This is a genomic window from Sphingomonas cremea, from assembly GCF_021502585.1.
GTDB lineage: Bacteria > Pseudomonadota > Alphaproteobacteria > Sphingomonadales > Sphingomonadaceae > Sphingomicrobium > Sphingomicrobium cremea.
The window spans coordinates 746,410-765,427 of the sequence record NZ_JAKFGM010000001.1; the positions used below are offsets into that span (position 1 = coordinate 746,410).

The following is a 19,018-nucleotide window of genomic DNA, read 5'->3' on the forward strand; positions in this document are numbered from 1 at the left end:
CACAATAATGGCTGACAAAGCGCTGAGCCTGCAGGATCAATTCCTGAATTCAATTCGCCGATCGAAGGTCCCGGTGACAATCTTCCTGGTGAAAGGCGTCAAGCTGCAGGGGATTGTCACCTGGTTTGACCCCTTTTCGCTGCTGCTCCGTCGCGATGGTAGCGCCCAGCTGGTCTACAAGCATGGTATCTCTACCATCATGCCCGCACAGCCGCCCGCTGACCTGGAACTTTCGACAGGTGGGGAAGGGGGCAATGGAAAGAAACCAATGCTTCAGGACCTGTTCCTGCAAGCGGCATCGCGCGAGCGGGAGCCGATGACGGTATTCCTCGTCAATGGCGTAATGTTGCAGGGCGCAGTGGCGGGGTTCGACCAGTTTTCACTGGTGCTTGAACGCGGCGGGCAGGTCCAGCTTGTCTATAAGCACGCCATTTCGACCATGCAGCCGGGTCATCCGCTCAATCTGGGGGGTGAAACCAACCCGGGGGACGACGACTGAGCGTTTTCAATCGTAGCGATGACAGTGGCGTAACGCGCGGCGAGCGTGCCGTGCTCGTCGTGCCCGAACGGGTTGGGGATGGGGGGCTGCGCTCGGTGGAAGCCCGGGTCGAAGAGGCCGCTGGCCTTGCCGAGGCGATCGGAATCGATGTGGTCGCCCGCCGTTCCTTCCGCCTCCGCCAGATCAGGCCCGCGAGCTTGTTCGGCAAAGGACAGGCTGAGGAAGTTGCCGGTCTCGCAGAGGCGCATGAAGCCACGCTACTGGTTGTCGACGCCGCGCTGACGCCAGTCCAGCAGAAGACGCTGGAGGATCTGACCAAATGCAAGGTCATCGACCGTACTGGCCTGATCCTCGAAATATTCGGTGAACGGGCCGCGACAGCCGAAGGGCGATTGCAGGTCGAGTTGGCCCATCTCGATTATCAGGCGGGACGGCTGGTCCGCAGTTGGACCCACCTCGAACGCCAGCGGGGCGGCTTCGGCTTTCTCGGTGGTCCGGGCGAAACCCAGATAGAGGCCGACCGCCGGCTGATCCGTGATCGGATGGCCCGAATCCGCCGCGAGCTCGACCAGGTTCGTCGCACGCGCGGGCTGCATCGCGGCCGGCGGCAGAGGGCGCCCTGGCCGGTGATTGCCCTGGTCGGCTATACCAATGCAGGCAAATCGACGCTGTTTAACCGCATGACGCAAGCGTCGGTAATGGCTGAGGACCTGCTGTTCGCGACACTCGATCCGACGATGCGCCAGGTGAACATCCCTGGCTTTGACAAGGCGATATTGTCCGACACCGTTGGATTTGTTTCCAACCTGCCGACTGAGCTGGTGGCGGCATTTCGGGCAACTTTGGAGGAAGTGTCGGCTGCGGACCTTATCCTTCACGTGCGTGACATCGCTCACCCCGACAGCGAGGCGCAGGCCGCGGACGTCGAGACGGTGCTGTCGTCCCTCGGGCTGGCGGAGGAGGATTCGCCGCCGCGGCTTGAGGTCTGGAACAAGCTTGACCTGCTCTCCCAGGGCGAAAGGGACGAAGCCCTGGGTGAAGCGAAAAGGCGCGACGATGTGGTGGCTGTTAGCGCATTAACCGGGGAAGGTGTTGACGAGCTAAGGGAAACGATCTCTCACCTGCTCCATTCAGGCTCGCAGACCCACCACATCCGCCTCAACGCGGGCGATGGGACGCGCATCGCATGGCTCCATGCGCGCGGAGAGGTGATCGAGCAGCTATCGGACGGGGACCAACTCCAACTCGAAGTGAAGCTAAGCCCGGAAAACTGGGCCAGGTTCGAGCGGCTTTAGGCTTTTTTTGCCTCGACCCAGAGCGCTTCCATTTCGGCCAGACTCATTTGCTGGAAGCCGGGCGTCGCCTCGATTGCACGAAAGCGCTTTTCAAATTTGCGATTGGCCTTACGCAGTGCTTCTTCCGGGTCAATTTTAAGATGACGTGCGAAGTTTACAGCGGCGAAAAGCAGATCGCCGACCTCCTCCTCAAGCTCATCGGCCGGAGCTTCGGCAATTTCGTCCAGTTCTTCGCGAATCTTGGCCTTGGGGCCTTCGATATCGGGCCAATCGAAACCCGTTTGCGCCGCGCGTTTCTGCAACTTGGCAGCCCGTTCCAGGGCAGGCAGTGCTTGAGCGACGCCGGCAAGCGCACTTTTGTCGGGATTCTTGGACCGTTCTTCGGCCTTGATGACCTCCCAAAGATGATGACCGCCTTCCTGCGCATCGCCGAAGATATGGGGATGGCGCCGCTCGAGCTTGTCGGAAATGCCGTTCAGAACGTCGGCAAGCGAGAAATGACCGGCTTCCTCGGCCATCCGGGCATGAAACACGACTTGCAGTTGTAGATCGCCAAGCTCGTCGACCAAGCTGTCCATATCGCGGCGATTGATCGCGTCGGCCACTTCGTAAGCCTCTTCGATGGTGTAGGGCGCGATCGTTTCGAAGGTTTGCACGCTGTCCCATTCGCATCCGCTGACCGGGTCGCGGAGCCGCTTCATAATGTCGACCAGTCGTTCCAGGCTCATTGGTCCTCCAAAGCTTCGGAGAAGGCCTTTAGCCACTCCGCTGGCTGCAATCTCTGAGTATGATAATATATATTATGTAAAGTAATAGGATGATGTACAGGGGGCTTTGCGTCGCCTCTCAGCTCTGAAGGACCAACCACCGGCCTTCGACCCCCCAGCGTTCCAGCGTCGACAGATAGTTCATTCCAAGCACGTTCAAATCGTCATGGTCAGCAACGTGCAGCCCAATATTGCTGCGCTCGATCGGACCGATTGCAAGACTGTCGGCCCGAGCCGACGCGACACGCAGCATGCCGTTGCCAGTTCGGACGACCTGGTTGCGGCTGCTGCTGACGGCCACGCCGGCATCTTCCGCAGTGTCACGACCGATCGTCGTCATGGTGGCACCACTATCGACCAGAAATTTGACCGGAACGCCGTTAAGTGAAGCCTGGACCCAGAAATGGCCGTCGATCGCCATCGGAATCCGAACTTCTCTGCCTTCAACCACCGGTTCACCTGTGGCTTCGGCCTTGAGCCGCTGCGCAACATATCCAAGGTCGTCTCGGAAAGTGAACAGAACGAAGCCCGCGGTAAAAATCGCGACCCACGCCAAAGCCATTGTTGCCAGCCGCGCAAAGCGCTCACGCCTGGCGATCAGCCCTCCTGCGACGAGCATCATCGCCATAAGCAAGTAAAGGCTGCCGAGCATCCAATCGTTGGTCAAAGCGTCACTTCCTGGCCGTCAAATGCGGGTTCCGCCCAATCCGGCAGCTCCGCGATCAGCGTGGCATAATCCATGCTTTTGTCGAGATGGGTCAGGAGCAATTGCCCGACCCCCAGTTCGCGGGCCCAACCTAGCACGGCATCGAGATGCGCATGGGTCGGATGAGGCTCTCTCCGCAGGCAATCGCAGATCCAGACATCGAGCCCTTCATACATAACTGCCATGTCTGGCGAAAATTCATGAAAATCAATCGCATAACCGAACGACCGGTCTCGCTCGTCAACCCGGATGCCAAGCGAAGTGATTCCTCCGTGAGGCTGGTCGACGAAACGAAGCATTGCCTCCCCCAGAGCCAAGCGATCGTCGATCGCCACCGGCGTGATTGATGGCGAATAAAAGGGAGTTCCTTCAAAAGCATAAGCGAACCGCTTGCCAAGGAGGCGCAACGTATCGGCGCGCGCATGGAGTGGTACCGGCCAGCCTAGCTGATGAGCAACTTGCCTCAGATCATCGATTCCGTGGCAATGATCCGCATGGTCGTGGGTCACAATTACCCGATCCACAATGGCAGTGTCGGCCGCAAGAAGCTGCTCGCGCAGGTCGGGTCCGCAATCAATCAGCAGCCGCTCGCCAGCACTTTCGACCAGGATGGACGAGCGCGTACGACGGTTCCTGGGCTCATCGGGATCGCAATTGCCCCAATCATTCCCGATCCGCGGAACGCCGGACGATGCCCCGCAGCCCAGGATCCGGACTTTCACGCGGCGGCTTTTCCGAACAGCTTGAAGAAGTTGGCGGTGGTCGCTTCGGCGAGCTCGTCGAGCGGTTCATCACGCAACTCGGCCAGGAATGCGGCGGTGTCTGCAACGAACGCAGGCTCGCACGTCTGGCCTCGATGCGGGACCGGTGCAAGGAAGGGAGAATCCGTTTCGACCAGCAGGCGGTCTTGTGGGATCGCCTTTGCCACCTCCTGCAAGTCCTTGGCATTCTTGAAGGTCACAATGCCGGAGATGGAAATATAGAAGCCGAGGCCAAGTGCAGTCCGGGCCAGGTCGGCGGTGCCGGTGAAGCAATGCAGGACGCCGGCAACGCCCCCCTTCCCGACTTCCCGGGAAAGAATCTCCGCAGTGTCGGCTTCCGCCTCCCTTGTATGCACAATCAGCGGCAGCCCGGTTGTCCGCGCCGCCTCGATATGCGCCTGGAAGCGCTCCCGCTGCGCCGAGCGATCCGACTTGTCGTAATAATAGTCGAGACCGCATTCCCCGATCGCGATCACGCGGGGATGCGCCGCCGCTTCGGCAAGTGCCGTGGCGCCGAGATCGGGATGGGCATCTGCCTCGTGGGGATGGACGCCAATGCTAGCCCATACGTCATCATTGCGCTCGGCCGCCCCGACCACATCGGCCCACTCGCTCTGGCGGGTAGAAATATTGAGGAAACCGCCAATTCCGCGCTTCCGCGCATTGGCCAGCACTTCCTCCTGCCGCTCGGCGAGGCCGGCGTAATTGAGGTGGCAGTGGCTGTCGATCAGCTTCATGCCGCCGCTTCCTCCTCCTCGCCAAGTTCGAGGCGCGGGAAGATCGGTGTCGGTTGGGCGATCGGATTTCCATCCTTGCCGCTGTCGATCAACGCAATCAGCTTCTCGGCGGACGCAGGGATCACGGGCTTCACTGCCTCAGCCAATTCCCGAACTGCCACGACCAGCGTGCCGAGCACGGCCGCCATACGCTCAGGGTCGGTTTTCTTGAGCGCCCAAGGTGCGGCGGTATCGATATATGCGTTGCAGGCGAACACTGCGCCCATCCACGCCTCCAGCCCAGCCGAGAATGCGAACTGGTCAAACTCCGCGGCCAGCGTCTCGCAAGCCTGGCGAACCTGATCAAGCAATGCCCGGTCTTCGTCGGCTTCCCCGGCCGCAGGAAGAACAGCGCCCAAATTCTTGAAAACCATCGATAGACTGCGCTGGGCCAGGTTGCCGAAGCTGTTCGCCAGCTCACTGTTAACGCGGTTGACGATCGCTTCGCGGCTATAGCTGCCATCCTGCCCGAAGCTGATCTCGCGCAGCAGGAAATAGCGCAGCTGGTCGACCCCAAAGTCGGCTGCCAGGTCCATGGGATCGACCACATTGCCGAGTGATTTCGACATTTTCTCGCCGCGCGCGAGGAGGAAGCCATGGCCGAACACCTGCTTGGGCAGCGGCAGGTTCGCGGACATCAGGAAGGCCGGCCAATAGACCGCATGAAAGCGGACGATATCCTTGCCGATCAGATGGACATCCGCGGGCCAGAAACGCGCATACTCTCCCTCCCGCTCGGGGAAGCCTACTCCCGTCATGTAGGTGGTTAGCGCGTCGACCCAGACGTACATGACGTGGCCCGGCGATCCAGGCACCGGCACGCCCCAATCGAAGCTGGTGCGCGAAACGCTTAGGTCCTTTAGTCCGCCTTCCACGAACCGGACGACTTCGTTGCGGCGGCTCTCGGGCCGGATGAAGTCCGGATTGTCGCGGTAGAGGCTAAGCAGGCGATCCTGATATTTCGATAGGCGGAAGAACCAAGTTTCCTCCGTGGTCCATTCAACCGGCGTGCCCTGGGGCGAAAGCCGTTCGCCCCCGTCCCCGTCGATCAGCTCGCTCTCGTCGTAGAACGCCTCGTCCCGGACCGAATACCAACCCTCATATCGGTCGAGATAGAGGTCGCCGGCCTTCTCCATCGCCTTCCAAATCGCAACGCTCGCCTCATAATGTCGAGGTTCCGTGGTTCGGACGAATGCATCATAGCTGATATTTAAATCGTCGCACATCTTACGGAAATAGCCCGACATTTCGTCGGCATACTCGAGCGTATCGCGACCTTCCGCGCGGGCCGTTTGGACCATCTTCAGCCCATGTTCGTCGGTCCCGGTAACCAGCCGCACGTCGCGACCCTGGGCGCGGCGAAAACGAGCCATGGCGTCGGCGGCGATCGCCTCATAGGCGTGGCCAATGTGCGGCTTGCCGTTTGGATAGCTGATCGCGGTCGTGATGTAATAGGGCTCGGCCATGGCCCTGCCCCTAGCGGCCTCGCCCTAAGGCTTCAAGGCGACCGACGCCAGGATTCCGCCAAGCTGGAACACGGTAGCCGCGGGATCAAGCGATAGCCGCGGCGCTAGTGCAACCATCTCTCGCGCGTTGGCATAGGCATCGAGCGCCCGTCCCCGAGCATCCCCTTCCAGGGTTATTGCCTCTTGCGCGATCAATCCGGGGACAAGTTCGAGAAACGCGGCATAGCGATCGGCCGCCGCCTTGGGGCCAAGGGTATTGGCCAACTTGGAACGGCGTGAATTGTCGCCATCCCCCCCACGAAGGATTGCCAATGCCTGGCCCTCCAGCGGCGCCAGGTCGAGTGCGGCGATATCCATCGCGCGGCCGATCGAGCCGTTGGAGAATTCTACCAATGATCTAATCCTGTCGGCTTTTTCTTCAGGAAATGAGCAACTTAGCAGTGACGTCATGGCGTCGCTGTCGAGCCTTTCGAAATCCAGCCTACGGCATCGCGAGCGAATGGTGGGCAGCAGGCGGCCGGGCGCGTGGCTGACGAGGAAGAACAGCGTATTTGGTGGCGGCTCTTCGAGCATCTTGAGCAGTGCATTTGCCGCCGATGCCTCAAGGTCATCGGCGGAATCGATCACGATTGCCCGCCACGGGCTCATCGAAGGAGTTACTGATAGCAGGTCACCGAGCGAGCGGACCTGGTCGACGCTGATATTGCGCGCCAAGCCTCCCGTGGGTCGCTCCAACCGTTCCAGCCAGCGAAAATCGGGGTGGCTGCCGGCAGCGATGAGTCGAGCGATCGGATGATCAGGCTGCGTTGAAAGGCCTGGTAGCCCTACCGGCGGGCCGGCCGCCTCCGCAAGGACCCGAGTTGCCGCGATCCGGGCGAAACTGGCTTTGCCGACGCCTTTGGGACCCGCCAGCAACCATCCATGATGGAGCCGGCGCGACGCCCATGCGTTGGAGAATTGCTCGACCGCCTTGTCCTGGCCCACAATCACGGCAGCAAGTCCCCCAGGGCATAGAGCAGCCGTGCGGTGACGGTTGCCGGCGGACCGCTGGCATCGATCAGCTTGACCCGGTCTGGCTCATTGGTAGCAATCGCCCTGAATCCGGCATCGACCGCTGCATGATAGCTTGGCGGGCGGGATCCGATCCGGTCGCCGAGATTGCCATCCCGCGCCCGCGCCCGGACAGCTCCCTCGGCTTCATCCAGGACCAGCACCAGGGTGCGATCGGGAAGGAAGTCGCTGCTGCCGAAGCGGTGGAGGGCGCGAACGGCCTCGATTCCAAGCCCCCCGGCTTCGCCCTGATAGGCAAGGCTGCTGTCCAGGAAACGGTCGGAAAGCACCCATTCCCCCCGCTCCAGCGCAGGCAATATGGTCTTTTCGACATGGTCGGCACGAGCCGCCGCGAATAACAGGGCCTCGGCGCGTGGATTCCAACGCGTATCCTCCCCCTCCAGCAACAGCTTGCGAATCGCCTCCGCTCCCGGGCTCCCGCCCGGTTCGCGGGTAACGAGCAGTTGAAGGCCCCTGCCCTGCAGAGCCTCGGCCAGCGCAGTCAGCTGGGTCGACTTTCCAACCCCTTCCCCGCCCTCAAGGCTAATGAAACGCCCGCGCGCCATTGCGCCGGCTCAGGCCATACCAAGCAGTTGCTTGAAGCCGATCCAGGCGCGGGCGAAGAAGCCGGCCTCGCCGACGGCTTCGGCCGCGACCAGCGGCATAACCTGCTCGCCGGCATCCGATGTCGTCACAACCAGGTCTGCGATGTGCTGGCCCTTGGCGATCGGCGCCTTGACCGGTCCCTGGTAGCGAATCTTGGTTGACTGGATCTTGGACAGAACTCCGGCAGGAATTGTCACCGCCAGGTCGCGGGGCGCCACCAGCGCCACTTCGCTATCGCTGCCCAACTGGACCTTGGCGCTGCCGACCGAAGCGCCGGCCTTGTATAAAGGCTTGGTTTGCCAGGCGCTGAATCCCCATTGCATCAAGCGTACCGACTCTTCGATGCGCTGGTTGAAGCTGTCCAGCCCGGCAATGACCATGACGAGCCGCCGGCCATTCTGCTCCGCCGACCCAGTGAAGCCGTAGCCGGCTTCGTCAGTATGACCGGTCTTTAGTCCGTCCGCACCAGGTACCCGGCCCAACAAGGGATTGCGATTCGCCTGCGTGATGTCGGTACCCGAGCCAAGGGTCTTGCCCCAGGTGAAGCTCGTCTGGCTGTAGAATTTCTTATAAAGCTGGGGATGGTTCTCGATCTCGGCCCGGGCCAGCGTCGCAAGATCGCGCGCGGTGACATAGGTCCGTCCCTCGTCCGGCCAACCGTTGGAATTGCCGAATTGGCTGTTGGCGAGGCCCAGCCGCTTGGCATTCTCATTCATGACGTTGGCGAAGGCTTCCTCGGTTCCGGCGATACATTCGGCCAGCACGACAGACGCGTCGTTACCCGACAGCGTGACGATGCCGTGAAGGAGGTTTTCGACGCTGACCTGTTCGTTCGGCGAGAGGAACATCGTCGATCCAGCCTGAGGCCCATGCCATTTCTGCCAGGTTTCCGGCCTCACCGTGCACATTTTGTTGAGTGCCAAATCGCCGCGGTCGATCAGCTCGAATGCCACGTTGGTGGTCATCATCTTGGCCATCGACGCCGGCGGCATGCGCCGATCCGCATCCTTCGCAAGCAGCACCGCCCCGGACGACAGGTCGATCAGATAAGCAACCGGGGCCGGCGTATCAAAAGGCGGTGCCTTGGCCGGCGCGGCCGAGACCAGCAGGAGCGAGGCGGCAGTAAGGGTAAACGTGGCTCGAATCATCGGACGTATCGGCTCCGGGTGCTTGAGGGGCAGAGTCTCTTGTCTAACGACTGCTAACGTCCGGCGCGAGTGGCATCATCCCGCAATCGCATCCGCCAACAGCCCGACCGACAAGGCGTAGAAATTGGAGCAATTATAATCGAGGATCGCTCGATAGTTGGTCGTCAACAGATAGGCGGTGGAGTCGCGGCCGTCCGGCTCGATCAGTGTCGCCATTTCATTTTCGGGAAGGTTACGCCCGAGCGGCTGAATCCCCAGCGCGCGCCATTCACGCATCGTCTTCCACTGGCTGTGCCGCTTATAGACCGGTGCGCAGCGCGGTGCGACCAGCTTGGAGACGATCGCGGCGCGATTGAGCGTTGGCGGCACACGCACGGGTATTCCCCAGTGGACATTCGGCTTCCAACCGGCATCGCGAAGATAAGCAGCGATGGAAGCCAATCCATCCGCCTCGCTCCGCCAGATATTGGCCACACCATCACCGTCGCCGTCGGTCGCGAGGCGAAGTACGGCCGATGGCATGAATTGGGGATAACCGGTTGCCCCTGCCCAGCTGCCCTTCAACCGGCTTCGCGGCGTGCCGCGATCGAGCAGTTGGAGCGCCGCCACGAACTCTGCCTCGAACAGCGGCCGCCGACGCCCCTCATAGGCCAGCGTCGCCAGGGCTTCGAGCAAGTCGAAGCCGCCGGTCACCGTGCCATAGCTGGTTTCATGGCCATAAATGGCCATCAGCACCTGTGGCTCGACTCCGAATCGCTGCTCGATCCATCGAAGCCTGGTGTAATTGGCGGCATAGCGTGCTTGCCCACGACGGATGAGGTCGCTGGTAACATGGGCGCGTCGGTATGGCGCGAAGGGCGGGATAGCGTTGGGATTGTTCACTCCGCCTGGCTGGGCGCGGTCGAGCTGGATCACTCGGCTGTTCAGCGACAGGAAGGGCACCACCGCCTGGATCGTCGCCTCCCTCACCCCCGCGCTTCGGGCGGCGCCGGAAAGGCGCGACTTATAGGCGGCGAAGCCGGTTAGCGCCGGGGTGGCCAGCGGAGGCGGGGAATATTGACTGACCGGCGCCATTGCGACCGGCTGGGAGTCCGGCAAGGGCGCGAGCGGGTCGGTTTGGGCAACGGCGCCTGTTCCGGTAACCGATAATCCAAGCGCCAACCAAAATCGCATTTCGCCTCCTTACGGGGTTCTCAACCTACGCTAGCGATGGTTGGCCAATGAACCGAATGCATTCAACCCGTGCCTTGCACAGCCCATCGTCGTCGCTTAGGCGGGCGAGCATGAAGCTCGGATGACCGGCGCATGGAGAGGTGGCCGAGTGGTTTAAGGCAGCGGTCTTGAAAACCGCCGTGGGTGCAAGCTCACCGTGGGTTCGAATCCCACCCTCTCCGCCAGCGTCAACGCCCTACATCGGCGCGCGATTGGGGCCGGGCATCTGGCCGAAATGCCGGAAAGACCTCAAACAAATATTTGAATTCCGGCAATATATAAACGATTCCATTAGTTTCCGCGAAAAGCGGTTTCACCATGTCATCGTAAAACTTGGCCGGGATATTGATGCAGCCGAATGTGATGCGATTATCGTTCGCCGTGGGCGAACGCAGGCGCTGCAAGCGCCGCTCCTTCTTGTTCGTCGTGACCACTGGGTGCAGCGAAATCGACGTTTCATAATCTACCCACAAGACATTGCGGTTGCCGCTGGCAAGCCCGAACTTGGCAACGAAACGTCCTGCTGGCGTCGTCCGGTCTTCCGGTTTGATATCGGAAAGTTCGCGATCGCCAACTCCGGGCGCGGAATCGTCTCCGGCCGTGATGCCGAGCAACGCGGGTGTCGCGCCGATGAATTGGCCCTCGGCGTCAAACAGGAACACCATGGCCGCGACCTTGTCGATCACGATGAACGGCAATCCGCCATTGTCGCCCGATGCGATAATCCAGTTCGTCACAATGGAGACCGTTTCGGATGGCGGCTTGTCTGAGTCCGCAAGTTCGCCTGCAACCATCCGCGGCCTGGAAGCTTCAGATATTTCGGTCGGTTGTTCGGCGGATCTCGGCTCCGCAAGTTCGGCATGACCTTCTGGTGCCAATGGGTCCGCCCCACCTGTGCCTTCGCTGGGGCGGGCGAATGCTCTGAGGGACCAACCGCCGGTGTCCATGACCTCATCCGCCGGTGTCATCGGCACGGCGCCACTCGTCGTATGAATGGACTGCGCCATCGCGAACGGCGGAAAGGCCACGCCTGCAAGCGCAAGCGCAACCAATGCTGCCGTCGCGCGATCGCGCATAACCAATATCCGCTACCTCAAACCAATTTTGACAACAGAGTTCGATAGACCAGAATGCCTAACGAACCCTGCAGTCAAACGGTTAGTTCCGAGGCCGCTTTGCAGCCAACTGCTGCTCGATGCTGTCCACTCGGCTAGTCAGCTGATCGATACGCTGGTTAGCTTGCTGGGCAGACGCCCCGGCGGCCTGCGCCGCAGAGTTGGCTGACTGTGCTGTGGCGTCGACCTGCTGAACTTTCGCTTCAAGCGCGCTGATGCGGCTATTCACACCGGCGATTTGCTCATCCACATATTTTGTGGTGGCGCAGGCGCTCAGACTTAAACCGCCAAGGACGACCATTCCGGCGGTCCCAATGCTCTTTCCAAATGAGGGCATTTCTCACTCCTCTGTTCGCAGAACTTGATGTTCAAGGACCAAGCTCGCATCCCAATTCAACTTGAACTCGACTTTGTCCAAGTTGCCGAGGCTGATTGGAATAGCCGTAGTTCGCCGGCGTTTTCTGTAGGTAAATATACGGAGAATTTCGCAGTTTTGCGCTGTTGCAAGTTGGCGCTCGTTATCGGGAGCCGCTCCTTGCTGCGAATTCGAACGACGCGGTTGATCGAGCCGTTCGTCGATTAGTCGAACTGCTCTCCTCCCCCTACCGCCCCCGGTCTAGCGCCAGCCAGCGTTCCAATGGGGAGTATCGATGCGTCGCGGCCTGTCACAACTTAGCTTGCTCGCACTTTCGGCTGCCCTGGCTTCTCCTGCCCTTGCTCAGCAGGGCGATGCGCCGTCATCCGGTGCGGGCCAAAGAGCCCAGACCGCCGTCTATGACGCCGCATTCTTCGCGCCGTCAGCGCCCCAGACCGCACTCGAAATCGCCCGGCTCGTCCCCGGCTTCTCGCTCGATCTTGGCGACGTTTCCACGCGCGGCTTTGCCGGGGCAGCCGGCAATGTCGTAATCAACGGGGCCCGGCCGAGCTCGAAGTCGGAAACGTTGACGGACACGCTCCGCAACATCCCCGCTAGCCGGGTGGTCCGGGTCGAAGTGGGGACCGGCGACCTTTACGGCGCCGAATATTCGACCAAGAGCCAGGTGCTAAATGTGATCCTGTCGGCAGAAGGCGGTATCGACGGGAACATAACCGGCTCTTTCCGGCGGCTCTACACGGGGAGGATCATCCCCGACGTATCAGGATCGGCCCTGATCCGCCGCGGCAACTCGACCTTCAACCTGTCGGCCGGAACCAGCAATGTCCTCAACCTGGAGGAAGGCACCGACACGCTGACGGATCCCGATACAGGCGAACTCGTCGAGTTCAGGCGCAAGCATAATAGCTACCGTGACTTCAATCCTTACGTGTCGGGTAGCTGGGGGCTTGAGCAGTCGGGTAGCAGCGCCGTCCATCTCAATGGGCGATGGTCACCCGGCAGCTTCTACCTGACGCAATCCAACCATGTTGTTCCGGTAGGTTTTCCAGAACGCGACGACGACCTGCTGCAAGATTTCAAAAGCCCGGTTTGGGAGATCGGCGGCGACATTTCCCGGCCGCTCGCCAAAGGCGCAATCAAATTGATCGGACTGGTCAATCGCCAGCAGCGCAATGGATGGCGGGAACGTTATCGATTCCGCACAGAAGGCGGCGGTGAGGTGCTTGGCGGGTTCGAGCAGTTCCAGGACGCGCAGCGCAACGAGACGCTACTGCGCCTCACCTGGACTCGCGACAATTTGCTCGGCTTCTCTTTTGAAACCGGGGTAGAAGGAGTGCTCAACACGCTGGACCAGAACGTCCGGCTGTTCGAATTTCTCGCCGGGGGCCAGCCCGTGCAGATCGACCTGCCAGTCGATTCCGCAACGGTGAAGGAAAAGCGCGCAGAACCCTTCGTCAATTTCGGTCGTCAGCTTTCGAAATCGATCCGTATCGATGGCGGAGTGACTTACGAATATTCAAGCATCCGGGTCCGTGGGGATACCACGGCCGACCGATCATTGCGCTTCTGGAAGCCAAGCCTCACTCTAGACTGGAAGGGTGGCAAAGGTTGGCATGGCCAGATTTCAGCCAAGCGAACCGTCGCGCAGCTGGATTTCTACGACTTTATCAGCTCGGCCGAGCTGTCGACCGACAGGGTCAACGCGGGCAATCCCGACCTGGTCCCCCAACAGGCCTGGGAATTTCGCGGCACGATCGAACATCCAATCCTCGGCGATGGCGTTGCCAAGGTCGATGTCGGATACGACCTGATCAACGATCTTCAGGATCGCATCCTGATCTTTGACGACGAAGGGAACGGATTCGATGCGCCCGGGAATATCGGCACCGGCAAACTCTACTTTGCCAAGCTGACCCTGGACGCTTCGCTCGGAAAAATCGGCCTCAAGGGCATGCGCCTCAAGTTCAATGGGCAGCTTCAGCATACGCGGGTAGAAGACCCGATCAGCGGCGAGATGCGCAATTTCTCTGGCGAGTTTCCCGATTGGGATTGGACAGTTGAGTTTCGTCACGATCTCAAGAGTTTCTCGTACGGTTTTACCGTCAATGACAGTGACCAGTTCACTTTCTTCCGAACCGACGAATTCGATACCAATTACAATGGCGGACCTTATGGAACCGCGTTCGTCGAATATCGGCCGCGGCCTGGAACCACGATTACGCTAGATCTCGACAATGCGTTCGGCACGTCGGGTAACCGCAACCGTTTGCGGTTCATTCCCAATCGCGGCCAAACCGGTTTCCGCATCAACGAATTTCGAGAGCGCAACCGCCATCTCAACTTCGGCCTGACGCTGAAGCAGAGCTTCGGACGAAACGGCAACAACGGCAGTGGGGTGGCGCAGGGCGGTTAGCGCCGCTAAAGGGCGGCGCGACACTCATCCTTTCGCGGAGATTTACGTGGCCGAGCCTGCCATCCTGCCGTTCGATTGGGCAGATCCTTTCGACCTCAACCATCAGCTGACCGACGAAGAGCGGATGGTCCGCGATACGGCTGAGGGATATGCCCAGGAAAATCTTCAGCCGAGGGTGACCGAGGCCTATTTGAACGAGAATTTCGACCGCGAGATCATGCGCGAGATGGGCGCTCTCGGCCTCCTCGGAGCGACGATCGCGCCTGAATACGGCGGCGCCGGCCTAGGCTATGTCAGCTATGGCCTCATCGCCCGCGCGGTAGAGCGGGTCGACAGCGGCTACCGCTCGGCGATGTCGGTGCAGTCGTCACTCGTCATGCATCCGATCAATGCCTATGGTTCCGAGGAACAGCGGCAAAAATATCTTCCCGGGCTGGCCAAGGGCGACCTGGTCGGCTGCTTCGGACTGACCGAGCCTGACGCCGGCTCCGACCCTGGAGGGATGCGCACCCGGGCCACCAAGACAGCCGACGGCTATCGCCTGACAGGCAGCAAGATGTGGATTACCAATTCGCCCATCGCCGACGTCTTCATCGTCTGGGCGAAATCGGAGACGCATGGCGGTGCGATCCGCGGATTCATCCTCGAAAAGGGGATGAAGGGCCTCTCCGCCCCGAAGATCAAGGAGAAGCTCAGCCTGCGTGCTTCGATTACCGGCGAGATCGTGATGGACGAGGTCGAGGTCGGTGAGGATGCGTTGCTGCCAAACGTGCAGGGGTTGAAGGGGCCGTTCGGCTGCTTGAATCGCGCCCGTTACGGCATTGGCTGGGGCGCGATGGGCGCAGCCGAGGCCTGTTACGCGGCAGCGCGCCAATATACGCTTGACCGCGCTCAGTTCGGTCGCCCCCTCGCCTCCAACCAGTTGGTCCAGCTGAAGCTTGCCAACATGATCACGGAAATCACGCTGGGCTTGCAGGCGGCGCTGCGCGTCGGGCGGCGGCTCGAGGCGGGCGAATTGATCCCCGAAGCAATTAGCCTGATCAAGCGCAACAACTGCGGCAAGGCTCTGGATATCGCCCGGATGGCCCGCGACATGCACGGAGGGAACGGCATCAGCGCCGAGTTCCAGGTGATGCGTCACGCCGCCAATCTGGAGACGGTCAATACCTATGAGGGCACGCATGACGTCCATGCGCTGATCCTCGGCCGCGCGATTACCGGAATTCCGGCTTTCTAGGCCGCCTAACCGCGACTATGCTCCTGCCCGAACCTCGGGGGGAGCATCGTCATGATCACTTGGATCATCATTGGCCTGATTGTCCTGGCGCTGCTCTATGGCGTCACGGTCTACAACAGGCTCGTCCGGCTCCGTGCCCTCGTGAAAGAGGGCTTTAGCGGAATTACCGTCCAGCTACGCCGCCGCGCTGACCTCGTCCCCAATTTGGTCGAGACGGTTAAGGGCTATGCGTCCCACGAGCGCGAGACGCTCGATGCGGTAACTGCGCATCGCGCCGACGCGGTGAATGCGGGAAGCGTTCAGGCTACCGCCCAGGCCGACACGGCCATGACTGCGATGCTCGGGCGGCTGTTCGCGGTCGCCGAGGCTTATCCCGATTTGAAGGCCGACGACAATTTCCGCCAATTGCAGAGCGAACTTTCGGCGTTGGAAGGCGAGCTCCAGTTGGCCCGGCGCTACTACAATGCAACCGCCCGTGACCTGAATACGCGCGTGCGGTCTTTCCCGGACCTATTCTTCGCCGGCCCGTTGGGCTTTGGCGAAGAGCCCTATTACGAGGATGCCGACTCCAGCATCCAGACTGCGCCCAAGGTCGAATTCCAGCGGCCCTGACGACGATGCGCATCGTCGCCGCAATCGTCGCGCTGTTTGCGCTCATTCTTCCGCAGACTGCGGCCGCAGAAGAGCGGATCCTTGGTTTCGATAGCCACATTGCAATTCGACCTGACGGGATGCTGGACGTCAGCGAAACGATCCATGTCCGGGCAGAGAATGTCGCGATCAACCATGGCATCTATCGCGACTTTCCTACCCGATACGATGCGCCCGGCGGCCGGCGGGTCAAGGTCGACTTCGACCTGGTCAGCACCTCGCTCGACGGACAGCCGGAGCCGGCCAAGGTCGAGATGCTGAACAATGGGGTCCGCATCCGTATCGGCACCGCCGACCGTATCGTGTCACCGGGCGAGCATCGCTACACCATCCGCTACCATGCCACTCGAATGATTGGCCGGTTCGACGATTATGACGAGCTCTACTGGAATGTAACGGGTAACGGGTGGGACTTTCCGATCGACCGGGCAGCCGCCACGATCACACTGCCCTCGCCCGCACGATTTGGGCAGCGCGCTGTCTACACTGGTGCACAAGGCTCGACCGAGAGCGCTGCGAGAGTGGTCGAGGACGATGCGGGGACGATCCGGTTCGAAACGACCCGACCGTTGGGTCCGCGCGAAGGACTGACCGTTGCGGCGGCCTTTCCAAAGCAGGTGATCGCGGCGCCGCCAGCTTCGTCGCGCCTGGCTTGGTTCCTGTCCGACTGGGGGCCGCCGCTGGTTGGGGCCGGAGGCCTTGGCGGAGTGCTCGCTTATTTATTCTATGCCTGGAGAAAGGCGGGGCGCGACCCGGCAAAGGGTACCGTCGTTCCACTGTTTTCGCCTCCGGATGACCTCTCCCCTGCCGCAATGCGCTATGTCGTCGAGCAGAAGCTCGATAATCGCGGCTTTGCTGCGGCGCTGGTCGATGCGGCGGTCAAGGGCCATGTCCGGCTGGTCGAGGAAGACCGCGGCTTCTTTCGAAGCAACGAACGGCGGATCGAGCGCCATGACCTCCCCGATGCCAAGCCACTCGCGCCTGCGGAAATGGCCTCCCTTGACGCACTGGTCGATCCGGATGCTTCGCTTGTGATGGAGCAAAAGAACCATGCCACCTTCGCCGCCGCCCAAAAGACACTAAGCGACCGATTTGCCGAAGCCTATGAAGGTCGATTGTTTAACCGCAACTACGGCTGGATGGGCGCTGCGGTCGCCATATTGATCGCGGCCCTTTGGCTTGCGGCTGTGGCGGTGGTCTTGGCGGAAAGCGGCGGGCGATCGCCACTGGCTCTGTTGTCATGTGGCGGGTTGGCGATTGCCTTCTTGCTTTTCCACGCGCGGCCCGGCGTAGGCACTGGGCGATGTCTGCTGCAGTTGCTTGCCGCGCTCATCGGCGGCGCGGCAGTGCTGGTCGGATTTCCTATCCTTGCCGAGGCGCTCAACAGCGGCCGATGGATACCCCTCGCAATTCCGCTAATCGGCCTGCCATTCGTGATCAGCAGCTTCTGGTGGATGTCGGCGCCGACGAAAGAAGGCCGTGGGGTTCTCGATCGGATCGCCGGATTCAAACAGTATCTGTCGATAACCGAACGCGACCGGCTAGACCGAATGCAGGCGCCGGAAGACAGTTTGCAGTTGTTCGAGCGCTATTTGCCTTATGCCATAGCCCTGGGCGTCGAGAACCGTTGGGCCGATCGCTATACCGGCCTGCTGGCAGCCGCAGCTGCCGCGCCCGGATCGAGCCAGGGCTTTGCCTGGTATTCGGGCTCGTCGAGCCCATGGAGCGATACCGGCGGCTTTGTCGATTCGATCGGCTCTTCACTCGCCAGTACGATCAGCTCCGCATCAACTGCACCGGGCTCCTCGAGCGGATCGGGCGGCGGAGGGTCGTCGGGCGGCGGCGGTGGCGGTGGCGGCGGTGGCGGCTGGTAAGGGCGCTTAATCCCAGGCCGGGCGCCGCAAGACGATCGTCGGGTCGCCATCGTAATCGGTCTCGTGCAACTGCTCGAACCCCAATCGCTCCGCCAACCTTAGCGAGGGGGCGTTTGCGGGGGCGATGATTGCCCAGATTGGCGTCGGGGCGAGCGTTGCCTCGGCCCACTCCAGCACGGCGCGGCAGGTTTCGCCGGCCATTCCCTGCCCATGGACCTCATGGCTGAAGATCCAGCCCATTTCCGGCTCGTCGCCAAATTCGGGGTCAAGCGCGCGCCATGCGGTGAACAGGCCGGCATTGCCGACCAGTTTCCCGTCGCTCTTCCGTTGGATGGCCCATGTACCGAAGCCATTGATCTGCCATCCGCCAACAGCAGCGAGTAAGCGGCGCCAGCATTCCTCCTGGCCCATCGGCTCGGGCCCGAAGTGCCGATGCACGTCGGGATGCTGCAATAGCTGATGGTAAGGGCGGAAGTCCTCCTTCCGCCAAGGCCTGATCAAGAGACGCTCGGTCTCCAGGGTCGGAGCCGAGCGCACCACTGCTTGCGCTTACTTCTTGCTGAGGCTGAGGCCGCCAAAGCGCTTGTTGAAGCGCGCGACCTGTCCGCCAGTGTCGAGCATCTGGCCGCGGCCGCCGGTCCAGGCCGGATGCGCGGTGGGATCGATCTCGAGCTGCAGCGTGTCGCCTTCCTTGCCCCACGTCGAGCGGGTCTGGTAGGTCGTGCCGTCGGTCATCTGGACCGTGATGAAGTGATAATCGGGGTGCGTCCCGCTCTTCATGACATATTCCTTTAGATTGGCTGGTTCCGACCAGCCTGAAAAGTGAGCCGCGCCCCTAGCGTAGAGCGCTGCGCTTGACAAGGTAGCGTTGGGCGGAGCACTCGCACGCCAGGACCAGGGTCCGGCGGCGTAATGCCGTCGGCGAAGGGGGAAGCCGGCGAATATCCGGCACTGTGCCCGCAACTGTGAGCCGCTCCAAGAGCGGCAAGTCAGATACCCGCCTTGGCCCGTCGTCCGTTTCCCGGCCGGGACCAGCCGCGGGACGTGGGCCGACCGCGCTTTAAAG

General features: G+C 61.3%; 19 protein-coding genes, 1 tRNA gene and 1 riboswitch. Of the genes, 7 read left to right on the forward strand and 13 right to left on the reverse strand.

Translation table 11 applies throughout. The features are described from left to right. The first annotated feature begins 7 nt into the window (after positions 1-7). Complete coding sequence (gene hfq / locus LVY65_RS03875) at positions 8-499, forward strand: RNA chaperone Hfq (protein WP_235066687.1); 492 nt, start codon at positions 8-10, stop codon at positions 497-499. Continuing rightward, positions 496-1,794, forward strand: coding sequence for a GTPase HflX (hflX, locus tag LVY65_RS03880; RefSeq protein WP_235067161.1), 1,299 nt, complete (start codon positions 496-498; stop codon positions 1,792-1,794). The genes hfq and hflX overlap by 4 nt, the downstream gene beginning before the upstream one ends. Here the strand turns inward: hflX and mazG are convergent. The 9 genes from mazG to LVY65_RS03925 all read right to left on the reverse strand — a co-directional run bounded on the left by mazG (position 1,791) and on the right by LVY65_RS03925 (position 10,148). Beyond that, positions 1,791-2,522, reverse strand: coding sequence for a nucleoside triphosphate pyrophosphohydrolase (gene mazG, locus LVY65_RS03885; RefSeq protein WP_235066688.1), 732 nt, complete (start codon positions 2,520-2,522; stop codon positions 1,791-1,793). The two genes, hflX and mazG, sit on opposite strands and share 4 nt — an antisense overlap. Positions 2,523-2,640: 118 nt before the next feature. After that, positions 2,641-3,228 (reverse strand): retropepsin-like aspartic protease family protein, encoded by a 588-nt coding sequence (locus LVY65_RS03890; protein ID WP_235066689.1) that lies wholly within the window; start codon positions 3,226-3,228, stop codon positions 2,641-2,643. Continuing rightward, a complete protein-coding gene (locus LVY65_RS03895; RefSeq protein ID WP_235066690.1) occupies positions 3,225-3,989 on the reverse strand; it encodes an MBL fold metallo-hydrolase in 765 nt (254 codons plus the stop codon). The genes LVY65_RS03890 and LVY65_RS03895 overlap by 4 nt, the downstream gene beginning before the upstream one ends. Beyond that, positions 3,986-4,765 (reverse strand): TatD family hydrolase, encoded by a 780-nt coding sequence (locus LVY65_RS03900; protein WP_235066691.1) that lies wholly within the window; start codon positions 4,763-4,765, stop codon positions 3,986-3,988. Before LVY65_RS03900 ends, LVY65_RS03895 begins: the two co-directional genes overlap by 4 nt. Beyond that, positions 4,762-6,270 carry a methionine--tRNA ligase gene (gene metG, locus LVY65_RS03905; protein WP_235066692.1) on the reverse strand — a complete coding sequence of 503 codons (1,509 nt, stop codon included), beginning with the start codon at positions 6,268-6,270 and terminating at the stop codon, positions 4,762-4,764. The genes LVY65_RS03900 and metG overlap by 4 nt, the downstream gene beginning before the upstream one ends. A 24-nt stretch (positions 6,271-6,294) precedes the next feature. Beyond that, positions 6,295-7,260, reverse strand: a complete 966-nt coding sequence (locus LVY65_RS03910) for a DNA polymerase III subunit delta' (protein ID WP_235066693.1) — start codon at positions 7,258-7,260, stop codon at positions 6,295-6,297. Continuing rightward, the gene (tmk, locus tag LVY65_RS03915; protein WP_235066694.1) at positions 7,257-7,886 is read right to left on the reverse strand and encodes a dTMP kinase; all 630 of its coding nucleotides are present in this window, start codon (positions 7,884-7,886) and stop codon (positions 7,257-7,259) included. The genes LVY65_RS03910 and tmk overlap by 4 nt, the downstream gene beginning before the upstream one ends. A 9-nt stretch (positions 7,887-7,895) precedes the next feature. Then, positions 7,896-9,074, reverse strand: a complete 1,179-nt coding sequence (locus tag LVY65_RS03920) for a D-alanyl-D-alanine carboxypeptidase family protein (RefSeq protein WP_235066695.1) — start codon at positions 9,072-9,074, stop codon at positions 7,896-7,898. Positions 9,075-9,149: 75 nt separating this feature from the next. Beyond that, the gene (locus LVY65_RS03925; RefSeq protein WP_408021977.1) at positions 9,150-10,148 is read right to left on the reverse strand and encodes a lytic murein transglycosylase; all 999 of its coding nucleotides are present in this window, start codon (positions 10,146-10,148) and stop codon (positions 9,150-9,152) included. A gap of 233 nt (positions 10,149-10,381) precedes the next feature. Here LVY65_RS03925 and LVY65_RS03930 point away from each other — a divergent pair. After that, positions 10,382-10,471: transfer RNA gene (locus LVY65_RS03930), tRNA-Ser, on the forward strand. Positions 10,472-10,474: 3 nt separating this feature from the next. Here the strand turns inward: LVY65_RS03930 and LVY65_RS03935 are convergent. Beyond that, entirely contained in the window at positions 10,475-11,362 is an 888-nt protein-coding gene (locus tag LVY65_RS03935) for a hypothetical protein (RefSeq protein WP_235066697.1), read from the reverse strand. Positions 11,363-11,444: 82 nt separating this feature from the next. Continuing rightward, positions 11,445-11,738 (reverse strand): hypothetical protein, encoded by a 294-nt coding sequence (locus LVY65_RS03940; protein ID WP_235066698.1) that lies wholly within the window; start codon positions 11,736-11,738, stop codon positions 11,445-11,447. 313 nt (positions 11,739-12,051) lie between these two features. Here LVY65_RS03940 and LVY65_RS03945 point away from each other — a divergent pair, with 313 nt between their 5' ends. Genes LVY65_RS03945 through LVY65_RS03960 form a run of 4 tightly spaced genes read left to right on the forward strand, consistent with a single transcriptional unit; the run spans position 12,052 to position 17,952 of the window. Further along, entirely contained in the window at positions 12,052-14,190 is a 2,139-nt protein-coding gene (locus tag LVY65_RS03945; protein ID WP_235066699.1) for an outer membrane beta-barrel family protein, read from the forward strand. A 46-nt stretch (positions 14,191-14,236) separates the two neighbouring features. After that, positions 14,237-15,427 carry an acyl-CoA dehydrogenase gene (locus tag LVY65_RS03950; RefSeq protein ID WP_235066700.1) on the forward strand — a complete coding sequence of 397 codons (1,191 nt, stop codon included), beginning with the start codon at positions 14,237-14,239 and terminating at the stop codon, positions 15,425-15,427. 51 nt (positions 15,428-15,478) lie between these two features. Beyond that, the gene (locus tag LVY65_RS03955; protein WP_235066701.1) at positions 15,479-16,039 is read left to right on the forward strand and encodes a LemA family protein; all 561 of its coding nucleotides are present in this window, start codon (positions 15,479-15,481) and stop codon (positions 16,037-16,039) included. Between the two features lie 5 nt (positions 16,040-16,044). Beyond that, positions 16,045-17,952 carry a DUF2207 domain-containing protein gene (locus LVY65_RS03960; RefSeq protein ID WP_235066702.1) on the forward strand — a complete coding sequence of 636 codons (1,908 nt, stop codon included), beginning with the start codon at positions 16,045-16,047 and terminating at the stop codon, positions 17,950-17,952. 6 nt (positions 17,953-17,958) lie between these two features. Here the strand turns inward: LVY65_RS03960 and LVY65_RS03965 are convergent, their stop codons facing one another. Both LVY65_RS03965 and rpmE read right to left on the reverse strand, forming a co-directional pair. Beyond that, entirely contained in the window at positions 17,959-18,492 is a 534-nt protein-coding gene (locus tag LVY65_RS03965) for a GNAT family N-acetyltransferase (protein WP_328282473.1), read from the reverse strand. Positions 18,493-18,501: 9 nt separating this feature from the next. Beyond that, positions 18,502-18,732, reverse strand: a complete 231-nt coding sequence (gene rpmE, locus LVY65_RS03970; protein ID WP_235066704.1) for a 50S ribosomal protein L31 — start codon at positions 18,730-18,732, stop codon at positions 18,502-18,504. A 100-nt stretch (positions 18,733-18,832) separates the two neighbouring features. Further along, a riboswitch (cobalamin riboswitch) is annotated at positions 18,833-18,971 on the forward strand. The last annotated feature ends 47 nt before the right edge of the window (positions 18,972-19,018 follow it).

Coding starts and splice junctions, on each gene's coding strand:
- hfq (WP_235066687.1), top strand. CDS start 8: ATGGCTGACAAAGCGCTGAGCCTGCAGGATCAATTCCTGAATTCAATT.
- mazG (WP_235066688.1), bottom strand. CDS start 2,522: ATGAGCCTGGAACGACTGGTCGACATTATGAAGCGGCTCCGCGACCCG.
- LVY65_RS03900 (WP_235066691.1), bottom strand. CDS start 4,765: ATGAAGCTGATCGACAGCCACTGCCACCTCAATTACGCCGGCCTCGCC.
- metG (WP_235066692.1), bottom strand. CDS start 6,270: ATGGCCGAGCCCTATTACATCACGACCGCGATCAGCTATCCAAACGGC.
- tmk (WP_235066694.1), bottom strand. CDS start 7,886: ATGGCGCGCGGGCGTTTCATTAGCCTTGAGGGCGGGGAAGGGGTTGGA.
- LVY65_RS03920 (WP_235066695.1), bottom strand. CDS start 9,074: ATGATTCGAGCCACGTTTACCCTTACTGCCGCCTCGCTCCTGCTGGTC.
- LVY65_RS03925 (WP_408021977.1), bottom strand. CDS start 10,148: ATGGCGCCGGTCAGTCAATATTCCCCGCCTCCGCTGGCCACCCCGGCG.
- LVY65_RS03935 (WP_235066697.1), bottom strand. CDS start 11,362: ATGCGCGATCGCGCGACGGCAGCATTGGTTGCGCTTGCGCTTGCAGGC.
- LVY65_RS03940 (WP_235066698.1), bottom strand. CDS start 11,738: ATGCCCTCATTTGGAAAGAGCATTGGGACCGCCGGAATGGTCGTCCTT.
- LVY65_RS03945 (WP_235066699.1), top strand. CDS start 12,052: ATGCGTCGCGGCCTGTCACAACTTAGCTTGCTCGCACTTTCGGCTGCC.
- LVY65_RS03955 (WP_235066701.1), top strand. CDS start 15,479: ATGATCACTTGGATCATCATTGGCCTGATTGTCCTGGCGCTGCTCTAT.
- LVY65_RS03960 (WP_235066702.1), top strand. CDS start 16,045: ATGCGCATCGTCGCCGCAATCGTCGCGCTGTTTGCGCTCATTCTTCCG.
- rpmE (WP_235066704.1), bottom strand. CDS start 18,732: ATGAAGAGCGGGACGCACCCCGATTATCACTTCATCACGGTCCAGATG.